This window comes from Bradyrhizobium sp. B120 (genome assembly GCF_049075665.1).
Taxonomy (GTDB): Bacteria; Pseudomonadota; Alphaproteobacteria; order Rhizobiales; family Xanthobacteraceae; genus Bradyrhizobium.
Genome location: NZ_CP185242.1, coordinates 7,586,433 through 7,609,870, shown reverse-complemented (window position 1 = coordinate 7,609,870; position 23,438 = coordinate 7,586,433). Strand labels below are relative to the sequence as shown.

Annotated in this window: 21 protein-coding genes; 6 read left to right on the top strand and 15 right to left on the bottom strand. The window is 65.0% G+C overall.

The window, feature by feature from the left end; all coding sequences use genetic code 11:
- Both ACOIX3_RS35385 and ACOIX3_RS35380 read left to right on the top strand, forming a co-directional pair.
- A complete protein-coding gene (locus ACOIX3_RS35385; RefSeq protein ID WP_420971871.1) occupies window positions 1–696 on the top strand; it encodes a YoaK family protein in 696 nt (231 codons plus the stop codon).
- A gap of 6 nt (window positions 697–702) precedes the next feature.
- A complete protein-coding gene (locus tag ACOIX3_RS35380) occupies window positions 703–2,304 on the top strand; it encodes a Na+/H+ antiporter (RefSeq protein ID WP_420966675.1) in 1,602 nt (533 codons plus the stop codon).
- A 55-nt stretch (window positions 2,305–2,359) separates the two neighbouring features.
- Here ACOIX3_RS35380 and ACOIX3_RS35375 read toward each other — a convergent pair whose 3' ends face one another.
- Both ACOIX3_RS35375 and ACOIX3_RS35370 read right to left on the bottom strand, forming a co-directional pair.
- A complete protein-coding gene (locus ACOIX3_RS35375; protein WP_420966674.1) occupies window positions 2,360–2,989 on the bottom strand; it encodes an alpha/beta hydrolase in 630 nt (209 codons plus the stop codon).
- Entirely contained in the window at window positions 2,986–3,924 is a 939-nt protein-coding gene (locus ACOIX3_RS35370; protein ID WP_420966673.1) for a ring-cleaving dioxygenase, read from the bottom strand. The genes ACOIX3_RS35375 and ACOIX3_RS35370 overlap by 4 nt, the downstream gene beginning before the upstream one ends.
- Window positions 3,925–4,047: 123 nt before the next feature.
- Between ACOIX3_RS35370 and ACOIX3_RS35365 the strand changes: the two genes are divergently transcribed.
- Window positions 4,048–4,953, top strand: coding sequence for a LysR family transcriptional regulator (locus ACOIX3_RS35365; protein WP_420966672.1), 906 nt, complete (start codon window positions 4,048–4,050; stop codon window positions 4,951–4,953).
- Window positions 4,954–5,143: 190 nt separating this feature from the next.
- Window positions 5,144–5,344: a hypothetical protein gene (locus ACOIX3_RS35360; protein WP_420966671.1), complete on the top strand. Its 201-nt coding sequence runs from the start codon at window positions 5,144–5,146 to the stop codon at window positions 5,342–5,344.
- 129 nt (window positions 5,345–5,473) lie between these two features.
- Here ACOIX3_RS35360 and ACOIX3_RS35355 read toward each other — a convergent pair whose 3' ends face one another.
- The 7 genes from ACOIX3_RS35355 to ACOIX3_RS35325 form a co-directional block, all read right to left on the bottom strand.
- Entirely contained in the window at window positions 5,474–6,406 is a 933-nt protein-coding gene (locus ACOIX3_RS35355; protein WP_176533336.1) for a sugar-binding protein, read from the bottom strand.
- Between the two features lie 92 nt (window positions 6,407–6,498).
- The gene (locus ACOIX3_RS35350) at window positions 6,499–7,581 is read right to left on the bottom strand and encodes an ABC transporter permease (RefSeq protein ID WP_420966670.1); all 1,083 of its coding nucleotides are present in this window, start codon (window positions 7,579–7,581) and stop codon (window positions 6,499–6,501) included.
- Window positions 7,581–8,345, bottom strand: a complete 765-nt coding sequence (locus ACOIX3_RS35345) for an ATP-binding cassette domain-containing protein (RefSeq protein WP_207835400.1) — start codon at window positions 8,343–8,345, stop codon at window positions 7,581–7,583. Before ACOIX3_RS35345 ends, ACOIX3_RS35350 begins: the two co-directional genes overlap by 1 nt.
- A 39-nt stretch (window positions 8,346–8,384) precedes the next feature.
- Window positions 8,385–9,734 (bottom strand): carbohydrate porin, encoded by a 1,350-nt coding sequence (locus tag ACOIX3_RS35340; RefSeq protein WP_420966669.1) that lies wholly within the window; start codon window positions 9,732–9,734, stop codon window positions 8,385–8,387.
- Window positions 9,735–10,041: 307 nt separating this feature from the next.
- Window positions 10,042–11,103: an ABC transporter permease gene (locus ACOIX3_RS35335; protein ID WP_420966668.1), complete on the bottom strand. Its 1,062-nt coding sequence runs from the start codon at window positions 11,101–11,103 to the stop codon at window positions 10,042–10,044.
- A complete protein-coding gene (locus tag ACOIX3_RS35330; RefSeq protein WP_420966667.1) occupies window positions 11,100–12,626 on the bottom strand; it encodes a sugar ABC transporter ATP-binding protein in 1,527 nt (508 codons plus the stop codon). Before ACOIX3_RS35330 ends, ACOIX3_RS35335 begins: the two co-directional genes overlap by 4 nt.
- Window positions 12,627–12,690: 64 nt before the next feature.
- Window positions 12,691–13,656, bottom strand: a complete 966-nt coding sequence (locus ACOIX3_RS35325; protein WP_420966666.1) for a sugar-binding protein — start codon at window positions 13,654–13,656, stop codon at window positions 12,691–12,693.
- A gap of 241 nt (window positions 13,657–13,897) precedes the next feature.
- Between ACOIX3_RS35325 and ACOIX3_RS35320 the strand changes: the two genes are divergently transcribed.
- Together ACOIX3_RS35320 and ACOIX3_RS35315 are read left to right on the top strand one after the other, a co-directional pair.
- Window positions 13,898–15,169, top strand: a complete 1,272-nt coding sequence (locus ACOIX3_RS35320; RefSeq protein ID WP_420966665.1) for an ROK family protein — start codon at window positions 13,898–13,900, stop codon at window positions 15,167–15,169.
- A gap of 79 nt (window positions 15,170–15,248) precedes the next feature.
- Entirely contained in the window at window positions 15,249–16,007 is a 759-nt protein-coding gene (locus ACOIX3_RS35315) for an SDR family NAD(P)-dependent oxidoreductase (RefSeq protein ID WP_420966664.1), read from the top strand.
- Between the two features lie 131 nt (window positions 16,008–16,138).
- On the opposite strand, the gene ACOIX3_RS35310 is transcribed toward ACOIX3_RS35315, so the two are convergent.
- Genes ACOIX3_RS35310 through ACOIX3_RS35285 form a run of 6 tightly spaced genes read right to left on the bottom strand, consistent with a single transcriptional unit; the run spans window position 16,139 to window position 23,435 of the window.
- A complete protein-coding gene (locus tag ACOIX3_RS35310) occupies window positions 16,139–18,508 on the bottom strand; it encodes a xanthine dehydrogenase family protein molybdopterin-binding subunit (protein ID WP_420966663.1) in 2,370 nt (789 codons plus the stop codon).
- Window positions 18,509–18,522: 14 nt separating this feature from the next.
- Window positions 18,523–18,981, bottom strand: a complete 459-nt coding sequence (locus tag ACOIX3_RS35305) for a (2Fe-2S)-binding protein (protein ID WP_420966662.1) — start codon at window positions 18,979–18,981, stop codon at window positions 18,523–18,525.
- Window positions 18,982–18,996: 15 nt separating this feature from the next.
- A complete protein-coding gene (locus ACOIX3_RS35300; protein WP_420966661.1) occupies window positions 18,997–19,890 on the bottom strand; it encodes an FAD binding domain-containing protein in 894 nt (297 codons plus the stop codon).
- The gene (locus ACOIX3_RS35295) at window positions 19,887–20,900 is read right to left on the bottom strand and encodes an ABC transporter permease (RefSeq protein ID WP_420966660.1); all 1,014 of its coding nucleotides are present in this window, start codon (window positions 20,898–20,900) and stop codon (window positions 19,887–19,889) included. The genes ACOIX3_RS35300 and ACOIX3_RS35295 overlap by 4 nt, the downstream gene beginning before the upstream one ends.
- On the bottom strand, window positions 20,893–21,909 hold the full coding sequence (locus ACOIX3_RS35290; RefSeq protein ID WP_420966659.1) for an ABC transporter permease: 1,017 nt from the start codon (window positions 21,907–21,909) through the stop codon (window positions 20,893–20,895). Before ACOIX3_RS35290 ends, ACOIX3_RS35295 begins: the two co-directional genes overlap by 8 nt.
- Window positions 21,906–23,435 carry a sugar ABC transporter ATP-binding protein gene (locus tag ACOIX3_RS35285; RefSeq protein ID WP_420971870.1) on the bottom strand — a complete coding sequence of 510 codons (1,530 nt, stop codon included), beginning with the start codon at window positions 23,433–23,435 and terminating at the stop codon, window positions 21,906–21,908. The genes ACOIX3_RS35290 and ACOIX3_RS35285 overlap by 4 nt, the downstream gene beginning before the upstream one ends.
- Between the last annotated feature and the right edge of the window lie 3 nt (window positions 23,436–23,438).

Sequence of the window (23,438 nt, the reverse complement as noted above, 5' to 3'; positions counted from 1 at the left end):
ATGTCAAAGCCAATTTCCCTTCTTGCCCTGCTGATGAGCCTCAACGCAGGCTTCGTTGATACGGCCGGCTTCCTCGCCCTTCAGGGGCTGTTCACGGCGCATGTCACCGGCAACTTCGTCACGTTCGGTGCTGCCATCGTGCTTGGGACGTCCGGGGCGTTGGCCAAGCTGCTTGCGCTTCCTGTCTTCTGCGTCGTCGTGATCGTGACGAGGATCTTCAGCTTCTATCTCCCGGTCATGGAACTGCCGATCCTCCGCTCGATGCTGGCGATCAAGACGCTGCTTCTCGCGATAGGTGGCGCAGCAGCCGTCCATTTCGGGCCATTCACGCAAGGCGACAGCTGGCAGGCGATCGTCACCGGGATGCTTCTCGTTGCCGCGATGGCCATTCAGAACGCGGCTCATCGCATCCATATGGGGACGGACCCGCCCAGCACTCTGATGACGGGAACGACGACCCAGATCATGATCGATGTCGCTGACGTCCTGCGGCGCGCACCGGCCTCAGTTCTGACTGTTGCAAAGCCCCGCTTGGGCAAGATGTCGGCGAGTGTGGCTGCGTTCGCCTTGGGGTGCGCGGCGGGCGCCTGCCTCTATGCCAAGTTCGGCACCTGGTGCTTCGTCCTGCCTCCGCTGATCGCGTTACCGGCGGTGTTCCTGGCGGGAAGCGAGCCTGCACCGGAAAAGACGGCCTAGCGCGCGATGAGTTCAGCCGAGTCTTTCCAGACCATCCTTCTGCTGCTGATGATTGCCGTCGTGCTCGACACGGTGGCCCGTCGCTTGCGCCTCCCATCCGCGTCGGTGCTGGTGCTGGCCGGCATTTTGCTGGCCCTGGTTCCGGGGCTTCCCGAGGTGGAGTTCGACCCGGACTTCGTCATGGTGCTGTTTCTGCCGCCGCTCTTGCTCTCGGGCGCCTACTTCACGGTGTGGCCTGACTTTCGCGCCAATCTCAGGATCATCCTGCAGTTGGCGGTCGGGGCCGTCGTATTGACGACCCTGCTGGTCGGTGTCGTGACGCATTTCTTCTTCCCGGCATTGCCCTGGGCCGCGTGTTTTGCGCTTGGCGCAATCGTTTCGCCGCCCGACGCCGTCGCGGCGCGGGCTGTGCTCGACCATCTCAACGTCCCGCCGCGCATCGCTGTCCTTCTCGAAGGCGAAAGCCTCATCAACGACGCATCGGGCCTCGTTCTCTTTCGTTTCGCAGTCGCCGCCGCACTGACCGGTGCTTTCAGCGCGGAGGCGGCCGCGGCAAGCTTCGTCTACGTTTCGGCCGTGGGCGTCGGTATCGGTCTCGCGCTCGGCTGGATCTGCGCCTTCGTCGCCGGACGATTGACCGATGCCAGGCTGACCGTGGTCTGGACCTTCCTGTCGGCCTGGGCCGCCTATCTGCTAGCCGATCGGCTGCACGTGTCGGGCGTGCTTTCGACGGTTGCGTGCGGGCTGGTCCTTGGACGCCTGCAGCACAAGGCCTTGAGCGCAGCGTCGCGCGTGCAGGCGCTGGCGGTGTGGTCCGTCGTGACCTTCGTGATGGAGGCGCTGGTCTTCGTGTTGGTGGGGTTGGCGCTTCGCGGCGTTCTGCACCGGTTCGGCTCGGATTGGGGGATCGTGCGCACGCTTGCGCCGGCAGCCGCGACGATCTTTGCGGTGATGGTGCTGGCTCGATTCGCGTGGATTTTCCCGACCGCCTACATTCCGCGAGCACTGATCCCGTCGCTCCGCGCGCGGGATCCCTATCCACCGCTGGCCGTTCCGTTGGTGATGAGCTGGGCCGGGATGCGCGGGGTCGTCAGCCTCGCCGCCGCATTGTCATTGCCGGAGCATTTTCCGGGCCGCGACATCATCCTGTTCGTGACCTTCTGCGTCGTCGCCGCGACCATCGTCGTCCTCGGACTGACGCTTGGTCCGGTGGCGAAGACGCTGACCGGGAAGGAGTTCCTGCTGCACGGAGACGAAACGCTGTCCGAAGAGGCGATCCGGGCCGAAATCGCGCGTGCCCAGTTCGATGCGATCCGCGCACATTCGCTTGACGGCGAGGGGAAGCATGCGCATCCGCGACTCGTTGAGCAGTACGGGCATCGTCTGGCGATTGCCGAGGAGCACGCCCTCGGCAAGGGCCCGCACGAAGAGCGGAGGCTGCAGCATTATCGTGCTGTGCTGATCGCGGTGGATGCCGGCCGCAGCAAGCTGCTGGAGCTCTTCAACGGCGGACGCATTCACGACAGCATCATGCACCGGCTGGAAGGAGAGCTGGACCAGGAGGAGCTGTTCGCGGCGCGCGTGGTCGAGGTGATGGAAGGCGACTGACAGGCGTATCCAAGGCAATGGAGCCGAACTGCCGGACAGTTCGGCTCGCATCAAGCTAGGCGACCCGGGCATCGACGCTGGTTATCCAATCTCGCGCCAGACTGACGTCCACCTGCGTCAGTTGGTGACCGGCCGGCAGTGTCCTGAGGATCACCTTGGCTCCCGCATCCGCGAGCATCGCCGACAGTCTGGCCGCATTGCTGGCCGGAACGATCGGGTCTGCCTGGCCCGACAAGATGAGCACCGGTTTGCCGTCGAGCCTGGCTTTCGGCGGGTCCGACAGCGGCACCATTGCCCGAAGCAGGACTGCTCCGGCGAGAACGTCCGGCTTCATCAGGAGAAGCGCGGCCGCGATGTTCGCGCCGTTGGAAAATCCCACCGCAATCGGCGCCGCGATGCCATGGCGTCGTCGCGCGTCTTCGACGAATGCCCCAAGCTCGAGCGCGCGCTTGCGCACGTCTTGCTCGTCGAACACGCCCTCCGCCAGGCGACGGAAGAAACGCGGCATGCCGTGTTCGAGGACGCGCCCGCGGGGCGAGAGCAGGGCCGAGCCCGGCGATATCATGGCGCCGAATTGCAGCAGATCGCTCTCGTCGCCGCCGGTGCCGTGCAGGAGCAAGAGCGGCGGCGCGTCGGCCTTGCCGGCTTTCTCAAAGCGATAGACGAATGAGGGGGCGTCCGTCACGACACGGCTCCTTCCAGCTTCGGCAAGACACCCTCGATCTCCTTGCGATGCGTCTCGAGGAAGCCCGGCAGCTTCAGCTCGCGTCCCAGCGTCTCCACCGGCTCATCGACGGCAAAGCCCGGGATGTCGGTCGCGATCTCGAACAGCACGCCGCCCGGCTCACGGAAGTAGATCGAGCGGAAGTAGTTGCGGTCCTTCTGTTCGGTCGGATGCAGCCCGTGATTCTCCACGAGCTTCTGCGCCATCTTGCTCTGCTCGGCATCGTCGGCCGCGCGGAATGCGATGTGATGCACCGAACCGCCGCCTTGATGACCGTGCAGGAATCCCTTCGCCTCATAGATGTCGACGACGCTGCCATTGACGTCACCGGCCGCCTTGTAGCGGATCACGGAGCCCTCTCGGGCCGTCTCCTTGAAGCCGAACACGTCAGTCAGGACCGCCGCGGTTTTCCCGGCATTGTCGAGCAGCAGCGTCACGCCGTGAAAGCCGCGGATCGCGTGCTCGACCGGAACGTCGCCATTGCTCCAGGCCGGTTCGTCTTCGGCGCCCGGCACGCCGACGAGCGCCAGCGCCATGCCGTCCGGATCCGTGAACGGCAGCACCGATTCTCCGAACCGCTTTTCCAGCGCTTCGTAATGGATGCCCTTTTCGAGGAAACGCTGCGTCCAGTAGCCGAGCGAGCGTTGCGGCACGCGGAAGGCGGTCTGGTGGGTCTCGCCGACGCCCCGCCGCCCGGGAGGAACGCCCTGCCAGGGAAAGAACGTCAGGATCGTGCCGGGCCGGCCGGTCTCGTCACCATAGTAGAAGTGATAGGTGGCCGGATCGTCGAAATTGACGGTCCGCTTGACGAACCGCAGGCCGAGATCCCGCGTGTAGAAGCCAAAATTCCTGATGGGGTCACCAGCGATGGCGGTGACATGATGAAGTCCTGACATGTTCTTCCTCCAGCTCGAATGAGCAACTTCGTTTCGCGAATACATATCGGACGGCTTTGTTCTGAGGACAATTCATGGTTTTATGGCATCTATGTCTACGATTTGGCGACAATCGAGGGGTAGATGGACAAGCTGGCGAGCCTGAGAGCCTTCGTGAAGGTCGTCGAAAGCGGCAGCTTTGCCGAGGCCGGCCGCCAGATGCGGCTCTCGCGGTCGGCGATCAGCAAATATGTCGGCGATCTCGAGGAAAGCCTCGGGGTGCAATTGCTGAACCGCACCACCCGGCACGCGAGTCCGACCGAAAACGGCCAGATGTATTTCGAGCGGGCCGTGGTCATCCTTTCGGACGTCGATGCGGCGGATCAGGCGGTCACCCAGTTGCAATCGGCACCGCGCGGCCTGTTGCGCGTCAATGCGCCGATGTCGTTCGGCACCATGCGCCTTGGGCCCGCGCTCGCCGATTTCATGACGAAATATCCGGACCTTCAGATTCAACTCGTGCTGAGTGACGATCTTCTCGACCCCGTCCAGGACGGCTTCGACGTCACGCTGCGCATTGCCGAACTGGAATCCTCGAGCCTGATCGCGCGCAAGATCGTCCCCGTCCCGCGGCTGGTCTGCGCATCGCCCGATTATGTGAAGCGTCATGGCACGCCGCTCCATCCGCAGGATCTGCGCGATCACATCTCCCTGACCTACGGCTTCCTGCTGACCGGCAATCAATGGAAGCTGACGGGCAGCGACGGCGTGCACTGGATCCAGCCGGCGTGGTCGTTGTGCGTCAACAACGCAGAGGTGCTGCGCGACGTGGCGATCAGGGGCAAGGGCATCGCGCTGATACCGGAGTTCATCGCTGCGGAGGCCCTGAAGAACGGCAGCCTCCAGGCCGTGCTTGCGAACTATTCGGCTCCGCCGCTCACCCTTTACGCGGTCTATCCGCCGACGCGACATCTTGCCGTCAAGGTCCGGCTCTTCATCGATTTTCTCGTCGATCGGTTCGGATCGGCTGAGCGCGCTGCTATCGCGTGACCCTTACGACAATCCGGCCCTGGTCTCGGTTCCGCTCGCCTTCGCCGTATCGTGGGCGGTGTCGGTGCTGGACCGCAGTGCGGCGGCGGCTTCTGTCCGCGCATTGTTCGGTGCGCAGCACGTCCGCGCCCAGACCGGGCTCGGCGTCGAGTAACGCAGCGTGGATCACTTATCCCAAGGAGACACAACAATGAGCATCGACGCGATCGAAGAGGGGAGGGCCGCTTGGCCCGACGCCATTCGCACAGAGTTCGATACCAACCAGTTCAACGGGCGGGTCGAGGACGCGGCTCCTGTCCGAAACCGGGCGGGTTTCGGACAGGAGCGGACCCCCGCTACTTTCACTGCTGTCGAATTCGGCGTCGGACTTCCTATGCAAGGGATTGGATAAGATATCGTAGGTTCAGTTGGTGTGGGGGAAGGCGCGGTAGCCTTCCCCCGTCACCAAGGGCCCCGATCTTGTGCGCCGGGCCGCAATTTTCCACGAGGAGGCGACGCCGCCTCCGGGCGGCGCACGCTGCTACTTCAGCATCGCTGCGACGTTGTCCTTTGTCACGACGTCGAGACCGGTGTGGATGATCTCCGGCACCTTCTGGCCCTTCTTGATGGCAAGCAGCGTATCCATCGCTTTCTCGCCCATCTCGAACGGACGCTGGCCGATCAGTGCGTTGACATAGCCCTCGTTCAGAAGTTCAAGCTGCATCTTGAGCGTGTCGGCCACGACGAGCGTGAACTTGCCGGCGTCGAGGTCCTTCTTGCTCTTGCTGGCGAATGCCTTGAAGCCTTCCGGGGCGAACATCGGCCAGCCGCCGACTGGGATGATCGCCGCGAGATCGGGAACGGCGGTGCGTAGATCGGTCATCTGCTGGACGCCCAGCGCGGGGTCGTCGTTGCAGAACGTCGGCGATCCCCCGACTTCGGTCCACTTCGAGCCTTTGAGCGCTTCCCGGACGCCATCGACGCGTTCGGCCAGGTTCTTCGCACCTGGCCCGCCGGAGACCATCGCGTACTTGCCGCCATCGGGCCGGAGCTTCAGCAACTGCTTGCCGAGCGCGACGCCGAACTCCTTGTTGTCGGTGCCGATATAGCCAATCCGCTTCGAGCCCGGCGCATCCGCGTCAAACGTGATGACGGGAATGCCGGCCGCATTTGCCGCCTCGATCGACTTGGTCATGGCCGCGACATCGGCGACCGAGATGGCCAGGCCGTCCACCTTCTGGGTGATGAAGTCCTGGATGATCTGCGCTTGCGTCGCCGGCTCGTGCTCGACAGGACCCTTGTAGATGCATTCGATGTTGCCGAGTTCCTTGGCGCGCTTCTGGCAACCGTCGCGCGCGAAATCGAAGAACGGATTGTTCATCGCCTTGGGCACGATCACGAATTTGTAGCTCTGGGCAAAGCCGGGTGTCGCCATCATGGCGAGGACCGCAGCGGCAAGCAGTGCCTTCTTCATTGTTTCCCTCCACATTTTTTGTGCCTATCTCTTGAAATCAGCGACTCCCGAAGGCGGATAGGCGGACATGACGATCCTCCAGGACGAACTCTTCAGGCCATGCGCGAGCGAAGACGATCGACCAGCACCGCTGCGATGATGATCACGCCCACCAAGGTCTGCTGCCAGTAGGAGTTGATCTGCGCGAGCACGAGGCCGTTGCGGATCACCTCGAGCAGCACGCAGCCGACGATCGCCCCGAGCGGGCCGCCGGCGCCGCCGGCGAGATTGGCGCCGCCGATCACGGCGGCTGCAATCACGTTGAGCTCGTAGGACGTCGCCATGTTTGCCGGCGCCGATCCCAGCCAGCCCGAGACGATGATGCCCTGCAGGCCCGCGGCGAGCGCGCAGATCACATAGATCTCGATCTTCACCCGTACGACCGGAATACCGGTCAGCGCGGCCGCCTTCTCGTTGCCGCCGACCGCAAAGACGTGGCGGCCGAAACCGGTGTGGTGCAGCACGATCGCCATCGCCACCGCAAGAACCACGAGATAGATGAAAGGCGCCGGCATGCCGAATACGACGCCGGATGTCAGCGCGTAGAGATAATCGGCTTCGGGGCCGCTGGGAAAGCTGCCGCGGCCGTTGGAGACGACGTAACCGAGGCCGCGCACGATCGACAGCATGCCGAGCGTGGTGACAAAAGGCGACAGCCCGATCACCGCGATGCAGAAGCCATTGACGAGACCGACGATGAGCGCGACGCCGAGTCCTGCCAGGACCGAGACGAGCAGGATCAGGCCGGGCACATTTGCGATCACGGTTTTGCCGTCGTCGGCCAGATGCACGAACCACTCCGCGCCGGGCATGCCGGGTGTCGAGATTTGCGTCATGACCATCGAGGTGATCATCGCGGAAAAGCACATCACCGAGCCCACCGAGAGATCGATGCCGCCGGTGATGATGACGAAGGTCACGCCGAGCGTGGCGATGGCGATGAAGGAAAAGTTCTTCGCCACATTCTGCATATTGCCTTCGGTGAGGAAGTAGGGGCTGGCGAAGTTCATCACCACGAACAGCGCCACCAGCGCGAGCAGGACGTACCCGGTCTGCGAGGCAAAGAAGCCGCTCTGCCACCATTTGGTCTTGCCGACATTGGTGAAGGTGATGGGAGATTCCAGGGGCGTGGCCATTACGCAGCCTCTCTCGCTCCCGTGATGAGGGAGGTGACTTCCTCGGGGCTGGTGTCGCCGATCGCCTTGTCGGCACGTTTTTCGCCGCGGCGCATCACCACGACGCGGTCACAGACCGCGAACACGTCGGGCATGCGGTGCGAGATCAGCATCACCGCGACGCCCTGTTCCTTCAGGCGATGGATCAGGCTCAGCACCTGCTCGACCTGGCGGACCGAGATCGCGGCCGTCGGCTCGTCCATCATCACGAGCTTGGCATTGGACAGCCGAGTCCGTGCGATCGCGACCGCCTGACGCTGGCCGCCCGACATCTGCTTGACGAGATCGTGCGGTCGGGTCTCCGAACGCAGCTCGCCGAACAGCTCCAGCGCGCGGGCTGCCATCGCCTTGTGGTCGAGAAACGCGAACGGACCAAGCTTGCGCTTGAGCTCACGGCCGAGGAAGACATTGGCCGCTGCCGTGAGATTGTCGGCGAGTGCGAGGTCCTGATAGACCACTTCTATACCGACCGCGCGGGCATCGATCGGCCGGGCGAAATGAACCGGCTTGCCGTCAAAGCGGATCTCGCCGTGACTCGGCGGGAAGTTGCCGGCGATGATCTTGACCAGCGTCGACTTGCCGGCGCCGTTGTCTCCCATCAGGCCGACCACCTCGCCGGGAGAAACGCGCAGGTCGACGCCATGCAACGCGCGAATGGCGCCGAACTCCTTGCCGATGCCCTTCAACTCCAGGACGGCCAGCCCGGCGTCGTGAGGGGTTACCATGGCTGGCCTCGCTCGGGCATGTTGGCAACCCCCTCCGGCTCAGAAGTGCACCAGCGTGCGCAGACCAAGGACCCAGGCATTCTCGGTCTTGATGCCGGCGCCATTATAGCCGCGCCCGCCGGGATTGATCACGTACTGGGCGTCGAACTTGAGGTTCATCCAGCCGGTCGCCTGCCAGCCGTACCAGGCTTCGATCGGAACTTCGTTTCCGCCCGCATTCAGGGTGAGCGCAGCCGAATTCACGTGGGTCGTACCCACTGCGAAACCGACTTCGTCTTCCGGACGCCAGGAGAACGTTCCGGTGTGCCGGAAGCCCAGGGCGACTTGGTAGTCCTGATACGACGTCCGGTGATCGGCGACCGTCGTGTTGAGGAACATGTACCAACCCTGTGCCTTTGCACCCTCAACGGTCAGTCGCTGCAGGATCGATTCGTAGATGCCATAGCGGCCGCGTTGATCGCCCAGATTCTGGTCCGAGACGCCGCCGATGCCCGGGGCGATCGCGATGATACCCGGAAGGCCACCGTCAATCGTCGACGCGCTGTCATACCAGCCGCCGAAACGCCAGGTCCCGTTCAGGGGACCGCTCGGCGCCCAGACCACCTCGACCGGCACCAGCACGCCGGAGGCCCGGCTCGAGCCGGGAACGCCCGGCAGGAAGTAGGTCGCGGAGTCCGACGTTGTCAGATAGTTCGGGTTGGCGTCGTAGACGCCGACCGAAAGCTGCCATTCCTTGGCGAAGTTGTAGTGTGCGACACCGGCCCATTGGCTCACCGGCCAGTTGTAGATGTAGCCACCCTGGATGTTGCCGGGCTGGCCGCCGCAGAAGGTCAGGTTGATGAACTCGCACAGGCCGAAGAAGAAGTCGGAGCCGACCGGAAGACGGCCGCCCTTGAGTTCAAGGCGGTCATCGAACAGCTTCTGCGAGTAGTAGAGTTCGGTGAGGCGCAGGATATTGCCGCGGCCGAACACTTCGTTGGTCAGCTGCAAGGCCGGAATGCCCGCCTCGTCGTTCAGGTTGTGGCCGAAGCGGTCGACCAGCGTTAGGCCGACCAGGCCGCCCTGGATGCCGGCAAGCTTCGCCATATCGAACTTGGCCTGAAAGAACAGCTGCCCGGCTTGGGTCGCGGTGTTCCTGTTGCCACCCGACAAATTGCCGACGGCTTCGTCGCCCAGCGTCAGGGCCAGCGAGATACCCCGCTCCTTCAGTTGCGTTCTGCCGAGATCGCCGAACAGATACGGTCTCGTCCAGAAATCATCGGTCTCAGCGTAAGGAATAGGCGGAGCTTTCGTTAAGAGATCGGCCGCATGCGCGCCGCCGCCGAACAAAGATAACAAAGCGATCCCCACGCCGCATGCCCGCGCGGTGTTTACAGACCTATGCAACATTTTCTGCACTCCCAGCGTCCCCGGCTTTGTCCATTTTGTCTCACGTCCCTGCCCAAAGCCCTTCGGCCTGGAACGTGCCCCGTCAATGTATCGAACCGTCAACTTGAGATAGAAACTGCGCGCACACCAAAGCCTTTCACGACGGTGGTGAGGGTCTGTCCGCGGTCCCACCGGGTTCGGCGTGCAGGGCCAACGTGGACGCGAGCGTCGTATGCTCGATCAGTCTTGCGCATTGAACTCTCTTCCCCTTGTTCCTCTACCGAAGTCGCCGCGGCCATATTCCCGATCGTGGTTCTTCGCAGTCGAGTCATGCTTGATCGCCCGCACTGGTCGGCAACGCCGTTGCGCCGTGCGCAGATGCGCTTTGCCGAATTGTGGTTTCCTTTGCTCGCGGCGCCGTGCGGGCGAGGCCGGCCAGCGCCGCCTTGCGCCTGCGCCGGGCCTGCAATTGCTGATCCGCCAGCACGCCGATCAGGATCACCGTTCCCATCACCGCGAAGTTCAGCGAGTTCGGAATGCCGAGGATGTTCACGAGGTTTTGCAGCACCTGCAGCAGCGCTGTGCCCAGCACGATGCCGAGAATGGAGCCCTCGCCGCCGCGCAGGCTGCAGCCGCCAAGGACCGCAGCTGCAATCGCGTAGAGTTCGTAGAAATTGCCGAAGGAACTCGGAGAGACCGAGTTGGTGTAGAAGACGAACATCACGGTCGAAACGCCGGCGAGGCCGCCGCTGATGACATAGGCGGTCGCGATCACGATATTTGTGTTGATACCGGAGAAGCGCGCCGCTTCCTCGTTCTTGCCCACGGCATAAAGCCAACGTCCGTAGACCGAACGATGCAGCAGCACGCCGAGGATCAGCGCCAGGATGATCAGGAAGATGAAGGTGTTCGGAATGCCCGCGATATTGCCGGAGGCGATGTTGCCGAGCGTGCTGGCCTCGTCACCATAGCCGAAGCCGCGTGTCGAATCGCTGGTGTAATAGCGCGCGGCACCGCGATAGATCAGCAACCCGCACAGCGTCACGATGAAGGGCTGCATTTTCAGCCGGGTGATCAGGAAACCCTGGATGCCGCCCAGCGCCAGCCCGCCCATCAGGACCAGCAACAGCGCGAAGGGCCAGGGCACCTGATACGTCGTCAGCAGGTCGATGAAGACGACGCCGAGCAGCGCGAACATCGAGCCGAGCGAAAGATCGATGCCTCCGGTGATGATGACGAGACCTTCGCCCAGTGCAAACACACCGAACAGGCCAATCAGATTGGCCATGTTCAGCAAGTTCACGAACGACAGGAAGGCCGGATTGATCGCGCCGGTGATGGCGGAGATCACCGCCAGCAGCAAGAACAGGCCGAGTTCCTTCTTCATCATGGCGCAGCGGTCTCCAGGGTTTCGAGCGCCTGGCCGACCGCCAGCCTCAACACGTTGTATTCGCTGAACTGGTCGCGCTCGAGCACGCCGCTGACACTGCCTTCATGCATCACTGCGACGCGGTCGGAGACGCCGATGACCTCTTCCATGTCGGAGGAGATCATCACGATCGCAACGCCGCGGTCGGCGAGGCTGCGCATCAGCGCGTAGATCTCGCTCTTGGCGCCGACATCGATGCCGCGGGTCGGCTCATCGAAGAACATCACGCGCGGCTGCATCGAGAGCCACTTGCCCAGCACCACCTTCTGCTGGTTGCCGCCGGAGAGCGTCACGGCTTCGATGTCGAGGCTCGGCGCCTTGATCGACAGGCTCCTGGCCTGGTCTTTCGCGATCTTGCGTTCGGCCGCGCCGTTGACCAGCCACATCCGCGCATGATCCAGCAGGCTCGCGAGCGTCACGTTCTCCCGGATCGGCAGCTCCAGCACCAGCCCGGACTTCTTGCGATCCTCCGGCACGAGGTAAATCCCTTGCCTGATCGCATCGCGCGGCGAGGCGACACCGACCGGTTCGTTGTCGATCCTGATCTCGCCCCCCAGCAGCGGGTCAACGCCGAACACCGCGCGGGCAAGGGAGGTGCGGCCGGCGCCGACGAGCCCGGCAAGGCCGAGGATCTCGCCGCGCCGCACGGAAAGGTCGACCTGCCGGTCGGGAAAGGCGGTCGTCACGACGCCGGCGATATCGCAGCCGCCCGGCTGCGACGAGCGCGCCGGCGGCGTATACAGTGCCTTCAGGTCGCGGCCGATCATCAGCCGGATCATCGCGGCATGGCTCAGCTCGTCCCGCGCCAGCTCGCCCACGGTGCGCCCGTCGCGCAGCACCACGACGCGATCTGCGCAGCTCATGATCTCGCCCAGCCGGTGCGAGATGTAGATCACCGAGATGCCGTGCGCCTTCAGGTCGGCGATCACCGCCAGCAACCGCTCCGTCTCCGAAATCGTCAGGCTGGAGGTCGGCTCGTCCATGATGATCACGCGGGCATCGATCGAGAGCGCCTTGGCAATCTCCACCATCTGACGCTCCGCGATCGACAAATTGTCGACCAGCGTGTTCGGCGTGAAATCGGCGCCCAGCCGTTGCAGCAGCGGCGTCACGCGGGCGCGCATCTCCGCATTGTCGACGAGCTTCAGCGGGCCGCCGGCGAGCTTCTCGCGTCCGATGAAGACATTGGCCGCGACGTCGAGATTCTCGAACAGGTTCAGCTCCTGGTGCACAAAGGCGATGCCGGCGAGGGTCGCCTCGTTCACCGTCATCCTTGCGTGGTCGTTGCCGCCGATGCGGATCACGCCCGCGCTCGGCGCGATCACGCCGGCCAGCACGCGCATCAGCGTCGACTTGCCGGCGCCGTTCTCGCCGATCAGGCCCAGCACCTCGCCGCGGCAGACGTGCAGATTGACGTCGTCGAGCGCCCTGACGCCGGGATAGGTCTTGCTGATACCGCTGAGTTCGAGCAGCGTCTCCGGCATTCGGCTTGTCCTCCTGCATCCCGCCCGGCAGCCTGTGGCGGCCGGGCGGCGAAGCCGACTGAAGTTACTTCTTCAGCAGTTCCTTCAGTTGCCCGGCGAACTCGGCGGCGTTGGTCTTGCTGATCACCTTGGTCGGCACGATCAGCTTGCTGTCCTTCGGAATCCAGGACTTGTCGCCGTTCAGCGTCTTGATGATGTTGGTGGCGGAGAGATAGCCGAACTCGTAGGGCTGCTGCACGACCGTGGATTCGATCGTGCCGTCGGAAATGCCCCGCAGCGTCCGCTGGTCCTCGTCGAAGCCGACGATCTTCACCTTGCCGGCCTTGCCGGCGGCCTTCACCGCATCATAGATCAGCGGGGTCTCGTAGCTCCACAGGCCAGAGAGCAGCGCGATGTCGGGATATTTGACGAGCACGTTCTCCATGTTCGCCTTGGCCTTGGCAAAGTCCACCTGGTCGGTGAACACGTCGACCAGTTCGACCTTGGTGCCGGCGATCGATTCCTTGATGCCCTGTACGCGCTCGCGGGCATTGTCGGCGTCCATCGTTCCGACGAACAGCGCGATCTTGCCGCCGTTCGGCAGCGCCTTCTTGATCTCCTCACCGGCCTGCCGGCCTGCCGCGACGTTGTCGGTGCCGATATAGGCGAGACGGTTGCTCTGCGGCGCGTCGCTGTCCGTCGTGATCAGCACGGTCTTGGCCGCGACCTTGTTGAGTTCTTCGGTTGCATGCGGCGCATCGTCGACCGAGATCGAGATGCCGGCGACGCCGCGCACCAGGAGGTCGTCCAACTCGCGCCGCTGGCCAGCCGCGGTGCCTTCGTTAGTGACGATCAACTCGATATTGTATTCCGGGTGCTCTTTCTGCGCCTTCTCGAGTCCGCGGCCCGCGATGGTCCAGAAGTCGGCCGCGACATTGGTCACCAGCGCGATGGTCTTTTTCTGCTGCGCCTGTGCTATCCCTGTGGCCATCGCGAGCGCGGCTGCGCCCGCCAATAGCGGCACGATCAATCGTTTCATTGAGTCATTCATATGCACCTCCCTGTCGACACCCCCGGTGAGGGGTTTTCACGCTCGGCGCTTTTCACGCCTTATTTTATTCACGTAACTAATAAATTAGCGCGGCAAAATGTCCAGTCAAGGATGTCGTTGCCCGTATCTTCAAGCAATAATAGTGTTACGGTGATGTATTGTTGCCACTATCGACGCCTTTTGACCATTATATGAGTTGCTCGCGTTGAATAACTTTATCAAGCGAATTAAAAAAGCCGATATGAATGAACAGCCCGAACCGCTGAGACGCGCTTCGAGTTTGGCCCGCGGATCGAACCGCGGCCGGCTCGTCGAAGTCTTGCGGCGTCAGGGGCCATTGCCGCGCGTCGAGCTCGCACGCAGCACGGGGCTGAGCTTCCCGGCCATTTCGGCCATCACGTCGAAACTGATGGCGGAAGACCTGCTGTGCGAAGCAGTGATCGAGACGGCGACGTTGTGGCCCGACGATACCGACGAAGAGGATACGGATGGCTTGAACGGCCGCCGCCGCGGACGGCCGGCGGTCCTGCTGACCCTGAACCCCGAGTTTGGCCGCATCATTGCGGTCTCGCTGCGCATGAATCTGATCGAGACATTGATCGCCGATTTCAGCGGCTCCGCCCTGGCGCAGTCGCGACTTGAGCTGACGACACGCGCGCTCGATGCAGCCGCGTTGTGCGATCTCGTGATCGCGCAGATCGACGCCATGCTTGATGCGACGGCCACGCCGCGAGATCGGCTGTTGGGAATCGGGATTGCGTTGCAGGGCATCGTTGACTCCGACACTGGCCGGCATCTGTGGAGCCCGGCGCTGTCGATCACCGACGTCGATCTGGCGACGCCGGTCCGCCAGGCATTCGGCGTCGAAGTCGTGATGGCGAACGACGCGGTTGCGGTTGCGCTGGCGCTCGCAGCCGCCGAGCCGGCGCTGGCGCAGGGCCTCACGGCCACGATCATGGTGGGCCACGGCGTCGGCATGGGCGTCGTTGTCGACGGTGAAGCGCGCGACGGTGCCGGCGCAGGCAGTGAGATCGGCCATGTCAAGCTGGCGCCGAACGGTCCGCAATGCCGCTGCGGTCAGCGCGGCTGCATCGAGGCCCATCTCGCCGACTATGCGCTCTACCGCGACGCGCGTACCTTTCTCGACCTGCCGCCGGCGGTGTCGCAGCAGCCGTCCGAGGCGCAGATGGCTCTGCTGCGCGCGCGGGCGCGTGCCGGCGATCCCCGTCTCGAGCAGTTATTCCGGCAGGCAGGCCACGCGCTTGCCGATGCGGTCGCCACGACGATATCGGTGCTGCGCCCAAATCACATCATCCTTGCGGGTCCGGGCCTGCAGGCATTCGACATGATGCGCGGTGCCTATGAGGAGCGGCTCGAGCGGGCAGTGTTGCCGTGGCTGCTCAAGTCTACCGCGATCCATGTGCGTCCAAGCGAGTCGGCGACGATTGTCGACGGCATGGTGCGGCGGACGCTGCGGGTCGTGGACCGAAACCACATGGAGACGACCGAGTGAACCTCGGGAGCTGTGGCTCTTGGCTGGAGCCGCAGCACAGCAACCGACGCGCTTCAGGCGCCAAAGCGAGAGAATGCCAATGCAGGGTGCCATCTATCCAAGCCTCAAGGACCGGACCGTCCTGGTAACCGGTGGCGGTTCCGGCATCGGCGAGGCCATCGTCCGCCAGTTCATCAGCCAGGGCGCGCGGGTCGGATTCATCGATATCGATGTGACGTCCTCGGAGCAGCTGCTGTCCGATTTGGGAGCGCATGCCCGCGTGCACTTCGAACACGCCGACCTGCGCGACATCGCCGCACTGCGACGCGCGATTGCCGGCATCCGCGAGGCGCTCGGGCCGATCACCATCCTGGTCAACAATGCGGCGCGCGACGACCGTCACGCGATCGAGGACGTGACGCCGGAATTCTGGGACGAGCGGATCGCCGTCAACCTGAAGCATCAGTTCTTCAGCGCTCAGGCGGTCGTACCCGACATGAAACAGGCAGGCGGCGGTTCGATCGTCAACATCGGCTCGGTGAGCTGGGTGATCGGTCAGGGCAACATGCCCTGCTACACCACGGCGAAATCAGCGGTTCAGGGTCTCACCCGCGCACTGGCCCGCGATCTCGGGCCGCACAACGTGCGGGTCAACTCCATCCTGCCGGGATGGATCATGACCCGGCGGCAGCAGGATCTGTGGTTGACGCCCGAAGGTGTGGCCGAGCTGATGCAGCGCCAATGTCTCAAGCGCAAGCTCGTGCCTGACGACATCGCCCGCGTCGTCCTCTTTTTCGCCGCCGATGACAGCGGCGCCTGCACCAACCAGAGCCACATCGTCGACGGCGGCTGGGTCTAGCGACTGCCGACCGCGTTGACGAGCTGGACGGACGCGCGGCGAGCCTAAAGCGAAGCTGCGCTGGCTGGTGGCTCCCACGCTGTCGCGAGGGTAGATGTCAGGAAGCGGCCCGGTCTGCCGCCAGCTTGTCGCTATGTATTGGGAGCTGTCTGATGCGAACGTATCAGATTGTCGGCCCACGCATCGGCAATGTGGGGAAGGGTCAGATCCTGCTTGCGATCGAGCAGGAGTTCGAGCACGCGTGGCGGGGTTAATGGAAGCGCCTGGACGCGCTTGCCCGTGGCGTTTGCAACTGCGCATGCGACGGCCGCTCCGACATTCAGGATCGGCACCTCGCCGGCACCCTTGGTCCCGAGCGGTCCGATCGACGGCGCACCCTCGTAGAGGCTGATCTCCACCGGCACCACATCGAGCGCCAGCGGCACGCGATAGGTCTCGAAACCGCTCTGGCAGACACGGCCGTTGCTGCCGATCGTGACTTCCTCGTGCAACGCATAACCCAGCCCCTGCACGACACCGCCCTGGATCTGGCCATGGATGGCGCGCGGGTTCAGCGCGCGGCCGACGTCCTGCACCACGCGATAGCTGAGCACCTCGACATGTCCGGTTTCCGGATCGACGGCGACCTCGCAGTCGTGGACCGCGAAGACGGGGATATCGATCGCGTCGATGAAATGCCCGGCGACGCAGCCCGGCATCGCCGGCACGCCGGCGCCGGTGAAGGCGCCGATGCCGGACACCGGGCCGGCCAGCGCCTGGGCGCGGGTCGCGACCTGCGCGATCGTATGGCCGGAGCCTGGCGCGCCGGCGATCTCGATCCGCCCGTCGCGCATCACGAGATCATCGGGCGCAGCCTCGATCATCTCGGAGGCGACCTTCAAGAGCTTCGTGCGCACCTCCTGCGCGGCCGACAGGCTGGCCGCGCCGAGCGAAACCGTGGTACGGCCGCCGCCGACGCCGACGTCATAACCGGCTGCATCGGTATCGGCGGCGCGGACGATCACATGCTCGGGTGCGATGCCGAGCGTGCTGGCCACGATCTGCGGCAGGCTCTGCATCATCGAGCCGGATCCAATCTCCACACCCGACGTGACCAGCGTCGCCGTGCCGTCGGCATTCATGTTCACCGTCGCGGCCGATGGGCCGACGAAGACGAACCAGGTGCCGACGGTGGTCGCGCGTCCATAGAGCCGGCCGTCGGTGCGCGCCGGCGGCGGCGCGGCCGCATCGCGCAGCGTATCCATCCGCTCGAGCATCGGGCCGAGCACATCGCCTTCGAATACCTGGCCGGTGGCGCCGAGATCCTTGTCGCCGAGCACGTTGCGACGGCGGAAGGCAAGCGGATCCATTCCGATCCTCGCCGCGATCTCGTCGGTGTGGCGCTCGAGCGCAAAGGTGTTGTAGACCCCGTTGCAGCAGCGGAACGCGCCGTTCGGCGCCGTGTTGGTATAGATCGCGCGCGAGACCATGCGCACACTTCCAAGCCTGTAGTTTCCGCCCAGCGTGTGCGCGGTCATGGTGGTCAGGAAGATCTGTTCGCCGCCATAGGCGCCGCAGTCCATCAGGACGACCGCCTCGCGCCCCACGATGTCTCCCACGCGCGTCACCGCCGAGCGGATGCGGATGTCGGCGTTCTCGCGGAACAGGCAGGTCAGCATCTCCTCCTCGCGCGAATTGACGAGGCGCACCGGCCGGCCGCTGGCGCGGGCGAGCAGGGCGGCGAAGGGTTCAACGGCCAGATCGAACTTCAGGCCGAAGCCGCCACCGACCGGCGGTACCGTGACGCGGACCTGCGACGCAGATACGCCCAGCAGGCGCGCGGTTGCGTTGCGGACGCTCCAGGGAACTTGCGTCGACGTCTCGATGTGGAAGCGCCCATCTTCGTAGCTCGCGACGACGGCGCGCGGCTCGAAGGCCACATGGTTCTGCCGCCCGACGCGGAAACAGCTTTCGACGATCTCGACGTCGGGCCGGGCAAAGGCGGCATCGACGTCGCCGCGAACGACGGTCGCCTCCCAGGCGACGTTGCCGCCACGCGCGCTGCCTTCGAGCAAGACCTCATAGCTGCGCCAATCCGGATGAACCAGTGACGCACCCGATGCCAGCGCATCCGCCATGGTCAGGACTGCTGGGAGCGGCTCGATCTCCACGTCGATCGCCGCGAGTGCGGCCTGCGCCTGCGCCAATGTGGCGGCTGCGACCGCGGCGAGCGGCTCGCCGTCGTAGCGGATGACGTCGCGGGCGAAGAGCGGGTGATCGGCGATGCCGATCCCGATCATGCCGGGCGCATCGGCCGCCGTCACGATCGCCCGCACGCCCGGCATGCGGGCGGCTCTGGAGGTATCGAGACGAACGATCCGCCCCGCCGGGACGCCGGCGCGCAGCACCGCGGCATGCAGCATGCCCGGCAGATACCGGTCGATGGTGTAGCGGGTGCGGCCACGCAGCTTGTCGGCGGCGTCACGCCGGCGCAAATCCATCGTCGCGGAAACGTTTGACATGCTTGCGCCCCCGATCATGCCGTGGCCAAGGCGAGCAGTGTCGCCTCGACGATGCGTTCATAGCCCGTGCAGCGGCAGATATTTCCGGTCAGCGCCATCAGGATATCGTCACGGGTGGCGTCAGGCCGGGTCGTCAGGAGATGCGTCAGGCTCACCACCATGCCGGGAAAGCACATGCCGCATTGGACGGCATCGCTGGCCTCGAGCGCGGCCTGGATGCGGTTCAGCGTTCCCTGAGGTGCAAGGCCTTCGACGGTGCGGATCTCGCGGCCATCGGCCAGCGCAGCGGGCAGCAGGCACGATGGCGTGGGCTCGCCGTCGACCAGCACCATGCAGGCGCCGCAAAAGCCCTCGCGACAGACAGGTTTCGCGCCGGTCAGATGCATCTCTTCGCGCAGGATATCGACCAGCGGGGTGGCAGCATCGGCCACAGAGGAAACGCGATCGCCGTTGACGGTCAGGTTGAATCCCATGTCATCTCCGCGCGTTCATGAGCCAAGTGCAGCGATCGCGGCGCGGCGGACGAGGCCGGGTAGCACGCTGACGCGATACCAGGCCGGCGCATCGACGCTGTCGCGGCCGACGAACTCGTCAGCCAGTTCGGCCGCACGACGCGCCGCCGCTGCGGCGTCGAGCGGATGTCCGATCAGCGCCGCTTCAAGCCGTGGCCAGCGGCGCGCACTGGGTTCGACTGATCCGACCGCGACCCGCGCCGCCTCGACGCGGTTCGCCGCATCGAGGCTGAGCGACAGGCTGACGATGGCGACCGGATAGTCACCCGCTCGGCGCAGCGGCAGGCGGGCATGGGCCGTCTTGCGTTCTGCCCGAGGCACAATGATCCGTGTCACCAGGCGGCCGGGTGCGAGCGTTGATCGGACCGCGAGGAAATGCGCCAGGCCGATGCGCTCGCGACCGTCGCGGCCGGAGATCTCGACATCGGCATCGAGGCAGAGCAGCGCCGGCACGCAATCCGCCGCGGCGAATTCCGCCGTCGCGAGATTGCCGCCGATCGTCGCCATCGCGCGGATCGCCGGGTTCGCGGAGCCGCCGGCGGCTGCGGCGAGACCGGAAAATTCCGGAAGGTCGGCCAAGGCTGTCGCAAGCGCCGCGTGCGTGACCGCCGCGCCGATCTCGATGGCACCGCCGCCGATCCGGACCGCGGTCAGCTCGGCGATCCTTCCGATGGCGACATAGTGGGTCCTGAGCGGCTCGTGCCGGATCGGCGATCTCATAATCCATGTGCCGCCGGCCAAGGGAGCACCAGCGGCACCGTATTCGCTCAGTGCATCGAGCCCGGCTGCGAGCGAGGGCGCGACATAGATCGATGCCGGCGCATCGCACGACGAGACCGGGACGTTCTGGATGGGAGAGCCTGACATCATTGGCGCCGCTCCTGCCGCAGGCGATCCAGCAGCACGCCGATGATGACGATCGCGCCGAGGACGACCATCTGGACGTATCCGTCGATCCGGGTGAGGTTCATGCCGTTGGAGAGAATGGTGATGAACAGGGCGCCGAGCACGGCGGTGCCGACGCCGCCGCGTCCGCCTGCCAGGCTGGTTCCGCCGACCACGGCGCCGGCGATCGCCTGCAGCGAGAGCGCGCCGCCGAGGTTCGGTTCGCCCGATCCGGTCCGCGCCGTCATCATGATCGCACCGAGCGCGGCAAGTCCCGAGCACAGCACATAGGTCGCGACCAAAATGCGTTTGACCGGCAGGCCGGCGACCGCCGCGGCACGCGGGTTGGTGCCGATCAGATAGAGCGACCGGCCGAACACCGTGCGCGCCAACAGAAAATGAAGCGCGATGCCGACTGCGAGGGTGATCACAATCGCCGCCGGCACGCCGAAGATGCTGCCGCTGTAGAAGATCTGCGAGAACGGCGCCGGCACGCCTTGTACCGGCCGTCCGGCCGAAAGGGTGGTCGCAATCCCGATCGCGATATTGTAGCTGCCGAGGGTCGCGACGAAGGGATTGACCCCGAGCAGCGCGACGACCACGCCGTTGAAGAGACCGCACGCGATGCCGAGGGCGAAGCCGGCGCCGAGCCCGGCGAGTAGCACGGCGCCCGCGCCGTGGCCAGACGCCGTGGCGCCGGCCATCGCGAGCGCGCTTCCGACGCTGACCATCGACACCGTCGGGCCGAGTGCAAGGTCGAAGCCGCGCGTCAGGATGACCACGGTCTGCGCCATCGCGAACAGCGCCAGATAGCTGGTCTGCTGTGCGATGTTGAGCAGATTAGCCGGCGACAGCACCCCGCGGTCGACCGCGGCGAAGCCGAGCAACAGCATCGCCAATGCAACCGGCAGCACGGCGCTCCAGAGCCGGCGGCCCAGCGTCAGTTTCGGCCGGTCGGTGTCCTTGGCGGCGACGGTCAATTCGAGGTCAGACACGCGGCTTGCTCCGTCGGCCGAGTTCGTCGAGCGCCACGGCTGCGACCATGATGACGCCGAGGAAGACCGGCTGAAGCCGCGAGTCGACGTGCAGGAGGTTGAGTGCGTTGCCAAGAATGGTCAGGAACAGCGCGCTGATGGCGACAATCTCGATGCGTCCGACGCCACCGCGCAAGCTGACGCCGCCGATCACGGCGGCGGCGATCGACTGCAGCATCATCCGGTCGCCGCCAAAGCTTGCCTGGCCGGAGCCGACCTGTGCCGTCAGCAGAATGCCGGTCAATGCCGCAAGCACGCTCGAGACGACGTAGGTGCCAACGATATGGCGCTGGATCGTCACGCCCGACACCACGGCGGCGTCGGCATTGCCGCCGATCGCGTAGACGTAGCGGCCGAACAGCGTGCGCCGCTGTGCAAACACCATCACCAGGATCACGATCAGCGCGACGTGGGCGGCGGTCGGCAGACCGAATGCCTGGGCGCGTCCGAAGCCCTTCACGAATATTTCGGGCATGCCGTAAACGGGGATGCCGTTGGTGATCATGAGGCCGACGCCGGCGGTCGCGGACATCGTGCCCAGGGTGACCACGAAGCCGGAGACCTTGAGCTTTGCCACGCAAAAGCCGTTGACGAGCCCGACCGCGACGCCGCAACCGAGTCCGGCTGCGACCCCGCTTGCGATGATCAGGATGTTGGAGCCGGGAAATGCGGCCGCGGTGGTCGCCATGGTCTTGGCGGTGACGACGCTCGCCAGCGCGACCACCGCGCCAACCGAAAGATCGAATCCGCCGGCGATGATGACCAGCGCCTGGCCGCAGGCGACAATCGCCAGCAGCGAGGCGTTGCGCAGGATGTTGAGGACGTTGATGATGCCGTAGAACTGTGCATCGACCGCCGACATGCCGGCCACGAGCAGCACAAGCAGGGCCGGCAGCAACCCGATCCGGCCTGCGATCGACCGCAGCCTGATCGAGCCCTGTGGCGCTGCGGCGACCAGGGTCGTGTTCATGCGACCTCCGCGGCGAGATGATCGCGGAAGAAGCTCGAAAGCACATTCTGCTCGGTCTTCGCGGTGCCTGTCAGCTCGGCGGCGATGTGGCCCTGATGCATGACGTAGAGCCGGTTCGACAGCGCCAGCACCTCGGGCAGTTCGGACGACACCACGATCACGGCGGCGCCGGCCTCGACGAGGCGCTTCATGAACTCGTAGACCTCGAGCTTGGCGCCGACGTCGATGCCGACGCTCGGCTCGTCGAACAGGAACACGGTCAGCTCGCGCGTCAACGCGCGTCCCAGCATCACCTTCTGACGGTTGCCGCCCGACAGTGCGCCGGCGCTCCGTTCGATGTTCGGCGGCCTCAGCTGCAGCTGCGCCATGATGCCCGCGATCGTCACGCGTTCGGCGGCCTGCCGTAAGACGCCGAAGGGGGCGAAGGCGGGCAGGTCGAGCCCGGTCATCGATGCGTTCTCGCGGATCGGACGGGACAGCGCGAGCCCTTCGGCGATCCGGTTGGCGGGGAAGTAGGCGACGCCGCGCTTGAGACTTTGTCTTGGGGTTGGAAATTCGTACGGCGCGCCGTCGATCCGGATCGCGCCCGCTGACGCGCGCTCGATGCCGTAGATGGCGCGGATCAGCTCCGACTTGCCGCAGCCGACGAGGCCCGCGATGCCGGTGATCTCGCCGGCCCGGGCATGGAAATTAACCTCCCGGACGCTGCCGTCGGCGAGCGTCAGGTTCTCGACGTCGACCATCACCTTGTCCGGCTGGTGGGCGATGGCCGGAAACAGCAGGTCGATCGTGCGGCCGGTCATCAATTCCACGAGTTCGCCGTCAGTCGACCTGGCGGCATCGAGAGTCCGGATGTGACGGCCATCGCGCAGCACCGTCACACGGTCGGCAAGGGCGCGGATCTCGCGCATGCGATGCGAGACGTAGATCAGTCCGACGTCCTGGCTCTTCAGGCGCGCGATCAGCTCGAACAGCCGCCCGGTTTCGCGTTCGGTCAATGAAGCAGTCGGCTCGTCGAGGATCAGAAGGCGGACGCGGCCGAGAAGGGCCTTGGCGATCTCGGCCATCTGCTGGTGCGCGCGGGACAGGTCGTCGATTCGTTGCGCGGGGTCGAGGTCGAAGCCGAGCTCGTCGATCAGCGCCCTGGCCCGCTTGCGCATCTCGCGTGCGCGCAGCATTCCGCCGCGCGTGACTTCGCGGCCGAGGAACAGGTTTTCTTCCACGGTGAGGCTCGGGATCAGCGAGAACTCCTGAAACACCGGACTGATGCCGATCTCGCGCGCGCGCTGCGGCGTCAGATGCCGGATCTCCTCGCCGCCGAAATGGAACGTGCCTTCGTCGGGAGGAAACGTACCTGATACGACATTGATCAGGGTCGACTTGCCGGCGCCGTTCTCGCCGAACAGGACGTGAAGCTCGCCGGCACGGACATCGAGGTCGACGCGGTCGAGCGCACGGACGCCGGTGAATCGCTTCGATGAGACGCACCGCCTGGTCGATCGCGATCGCGCCTTCGCCGACGGGATATT

Coding starts and splice junctions, on each gene's coding strand:
- ACOIX3_RS35385 (WP_420971871.1), top strand. CDS start 1: ATGTCAAAGCCAATTTCCCTTCTTGCCCTGCTGATGAGCCTCAACGCA.
- ACOIX3_RS35380 (WP_420966675.1), top strand. CDS start 703: ATGAGTTCAGCCGAGTCTTTCCAGACCATCCTTCTGCTGCTGATGATT.
- ACOIX3_RS35370 (WP_420966673.1), bottom strand. CDS start 3,924: ATGTCAGGACTTCATCATGTCACCGCCATCGCTGGTGACCCCATCAGG.
- ACOIX3_RS35365 (WP_420966672.1), top strand. CDS start 4,048: ATGGACAAGCTGGCGAGCCTGAGAGCCTTCGTGAAGGTCGTCGAAAGC.
- ACOIX3_RS35360 (WP_420966671.1), top strand. CDS start 5,144: ATGAGCATCGACGCGATCGAAGAGGGGAGGGCCGCTTGGCCCGACGCC.
- ACOIX3_RS35355 (WP_176533336.1), bottom strand. CDS start 6,406: ATGAAGAAGGCACTGCTTGCCGCTGCGGTCCTCGCCATGATGGCGACA.
- ACOIX3_RS35350 (WP_420966670.1), bottom strand. CDS start 7,581: ATGGCCACGCCCCTGGAATCTCCCATCACCTTCACCAATGTCGGCAAG.
- ACOIX3_RS35345 (WP_207835400.1), bottom strand. CDS start 8,345: ATGGTAACCCCTCACGACGCCGGGCTGGCCGTCCTGGAGTTGAAGGGC.
- ACOIX3_RS35340 (WP_420966669.1), bottom strand. CDS start 9,734: ATGTTGCATAGGTCTGTAAACACCGCGCGGGCATGCGGCGTGGGGATC.
- ACOIX3_RS35335 (WP_420966668.1), bottom strand. CDS start 11,103: ATGATGAAGAAGGAACTCGGCCTGTTCTTGCTGCTGGCGGTGATCTCC.
- ACOIX3_RS35330 (WP_420966667.1), bottom strand. CDS start 12,626: ATGCCGGAGACGCTGCTCGAACTCAGCGGTATCAGCAAGACCTATCCC.
- ACOIX3_RS35325 (WP_420966666.1), bottom strand. CDS start 13,656: ATGAATGACTCAATGAAACGATTGATCGTGCCGCTATTGGCGGGCGCA.
- ACOIX3_RS35320 (WP_420966665.1), top strand. CDS start 13,898: ATGAATGAACAGCCCGAACCGCTGAGACGCGCTTCGAGTTTGGCCCGC.
- ACOIX3_RS35315 (WP_420966664.1), top strand. CDS start 15,249: ATGCAGGGTGCCATCTATCCAAGCCTCAAGGACCGGACCGTCCTGGTA.
- ACOIX3_RS35310 (WP_420966663.1), bottom strand. CDS start 18,508: ATGTCAAACGTTTCCGCGACGATGGATTTGCGCCGGCGTGACGCCGCC.
- ACOIX3_RS35305 (WP_420966662.1), bottom strand. CDS start 18,981: ATGGGATTCAACCTGACCGTCAACGGCGATCGCGTTTCCTCTGTGGCC.
- ACOIX3_RS35300 (WP_420966661.1), bottom strand. CDS start 19,890: ATGATGTCAGGCTCTCCCATCCAGAACGTCCCGGTCTCGTCGTGCGAT.
- ACOIX3_RS35290 (WP_420966659.1), bottom strand. CDS start 21,909: ATGAACACGACCCTGGTCGCCGCAGCGCCACAGGGCTCGATCAGGCTG.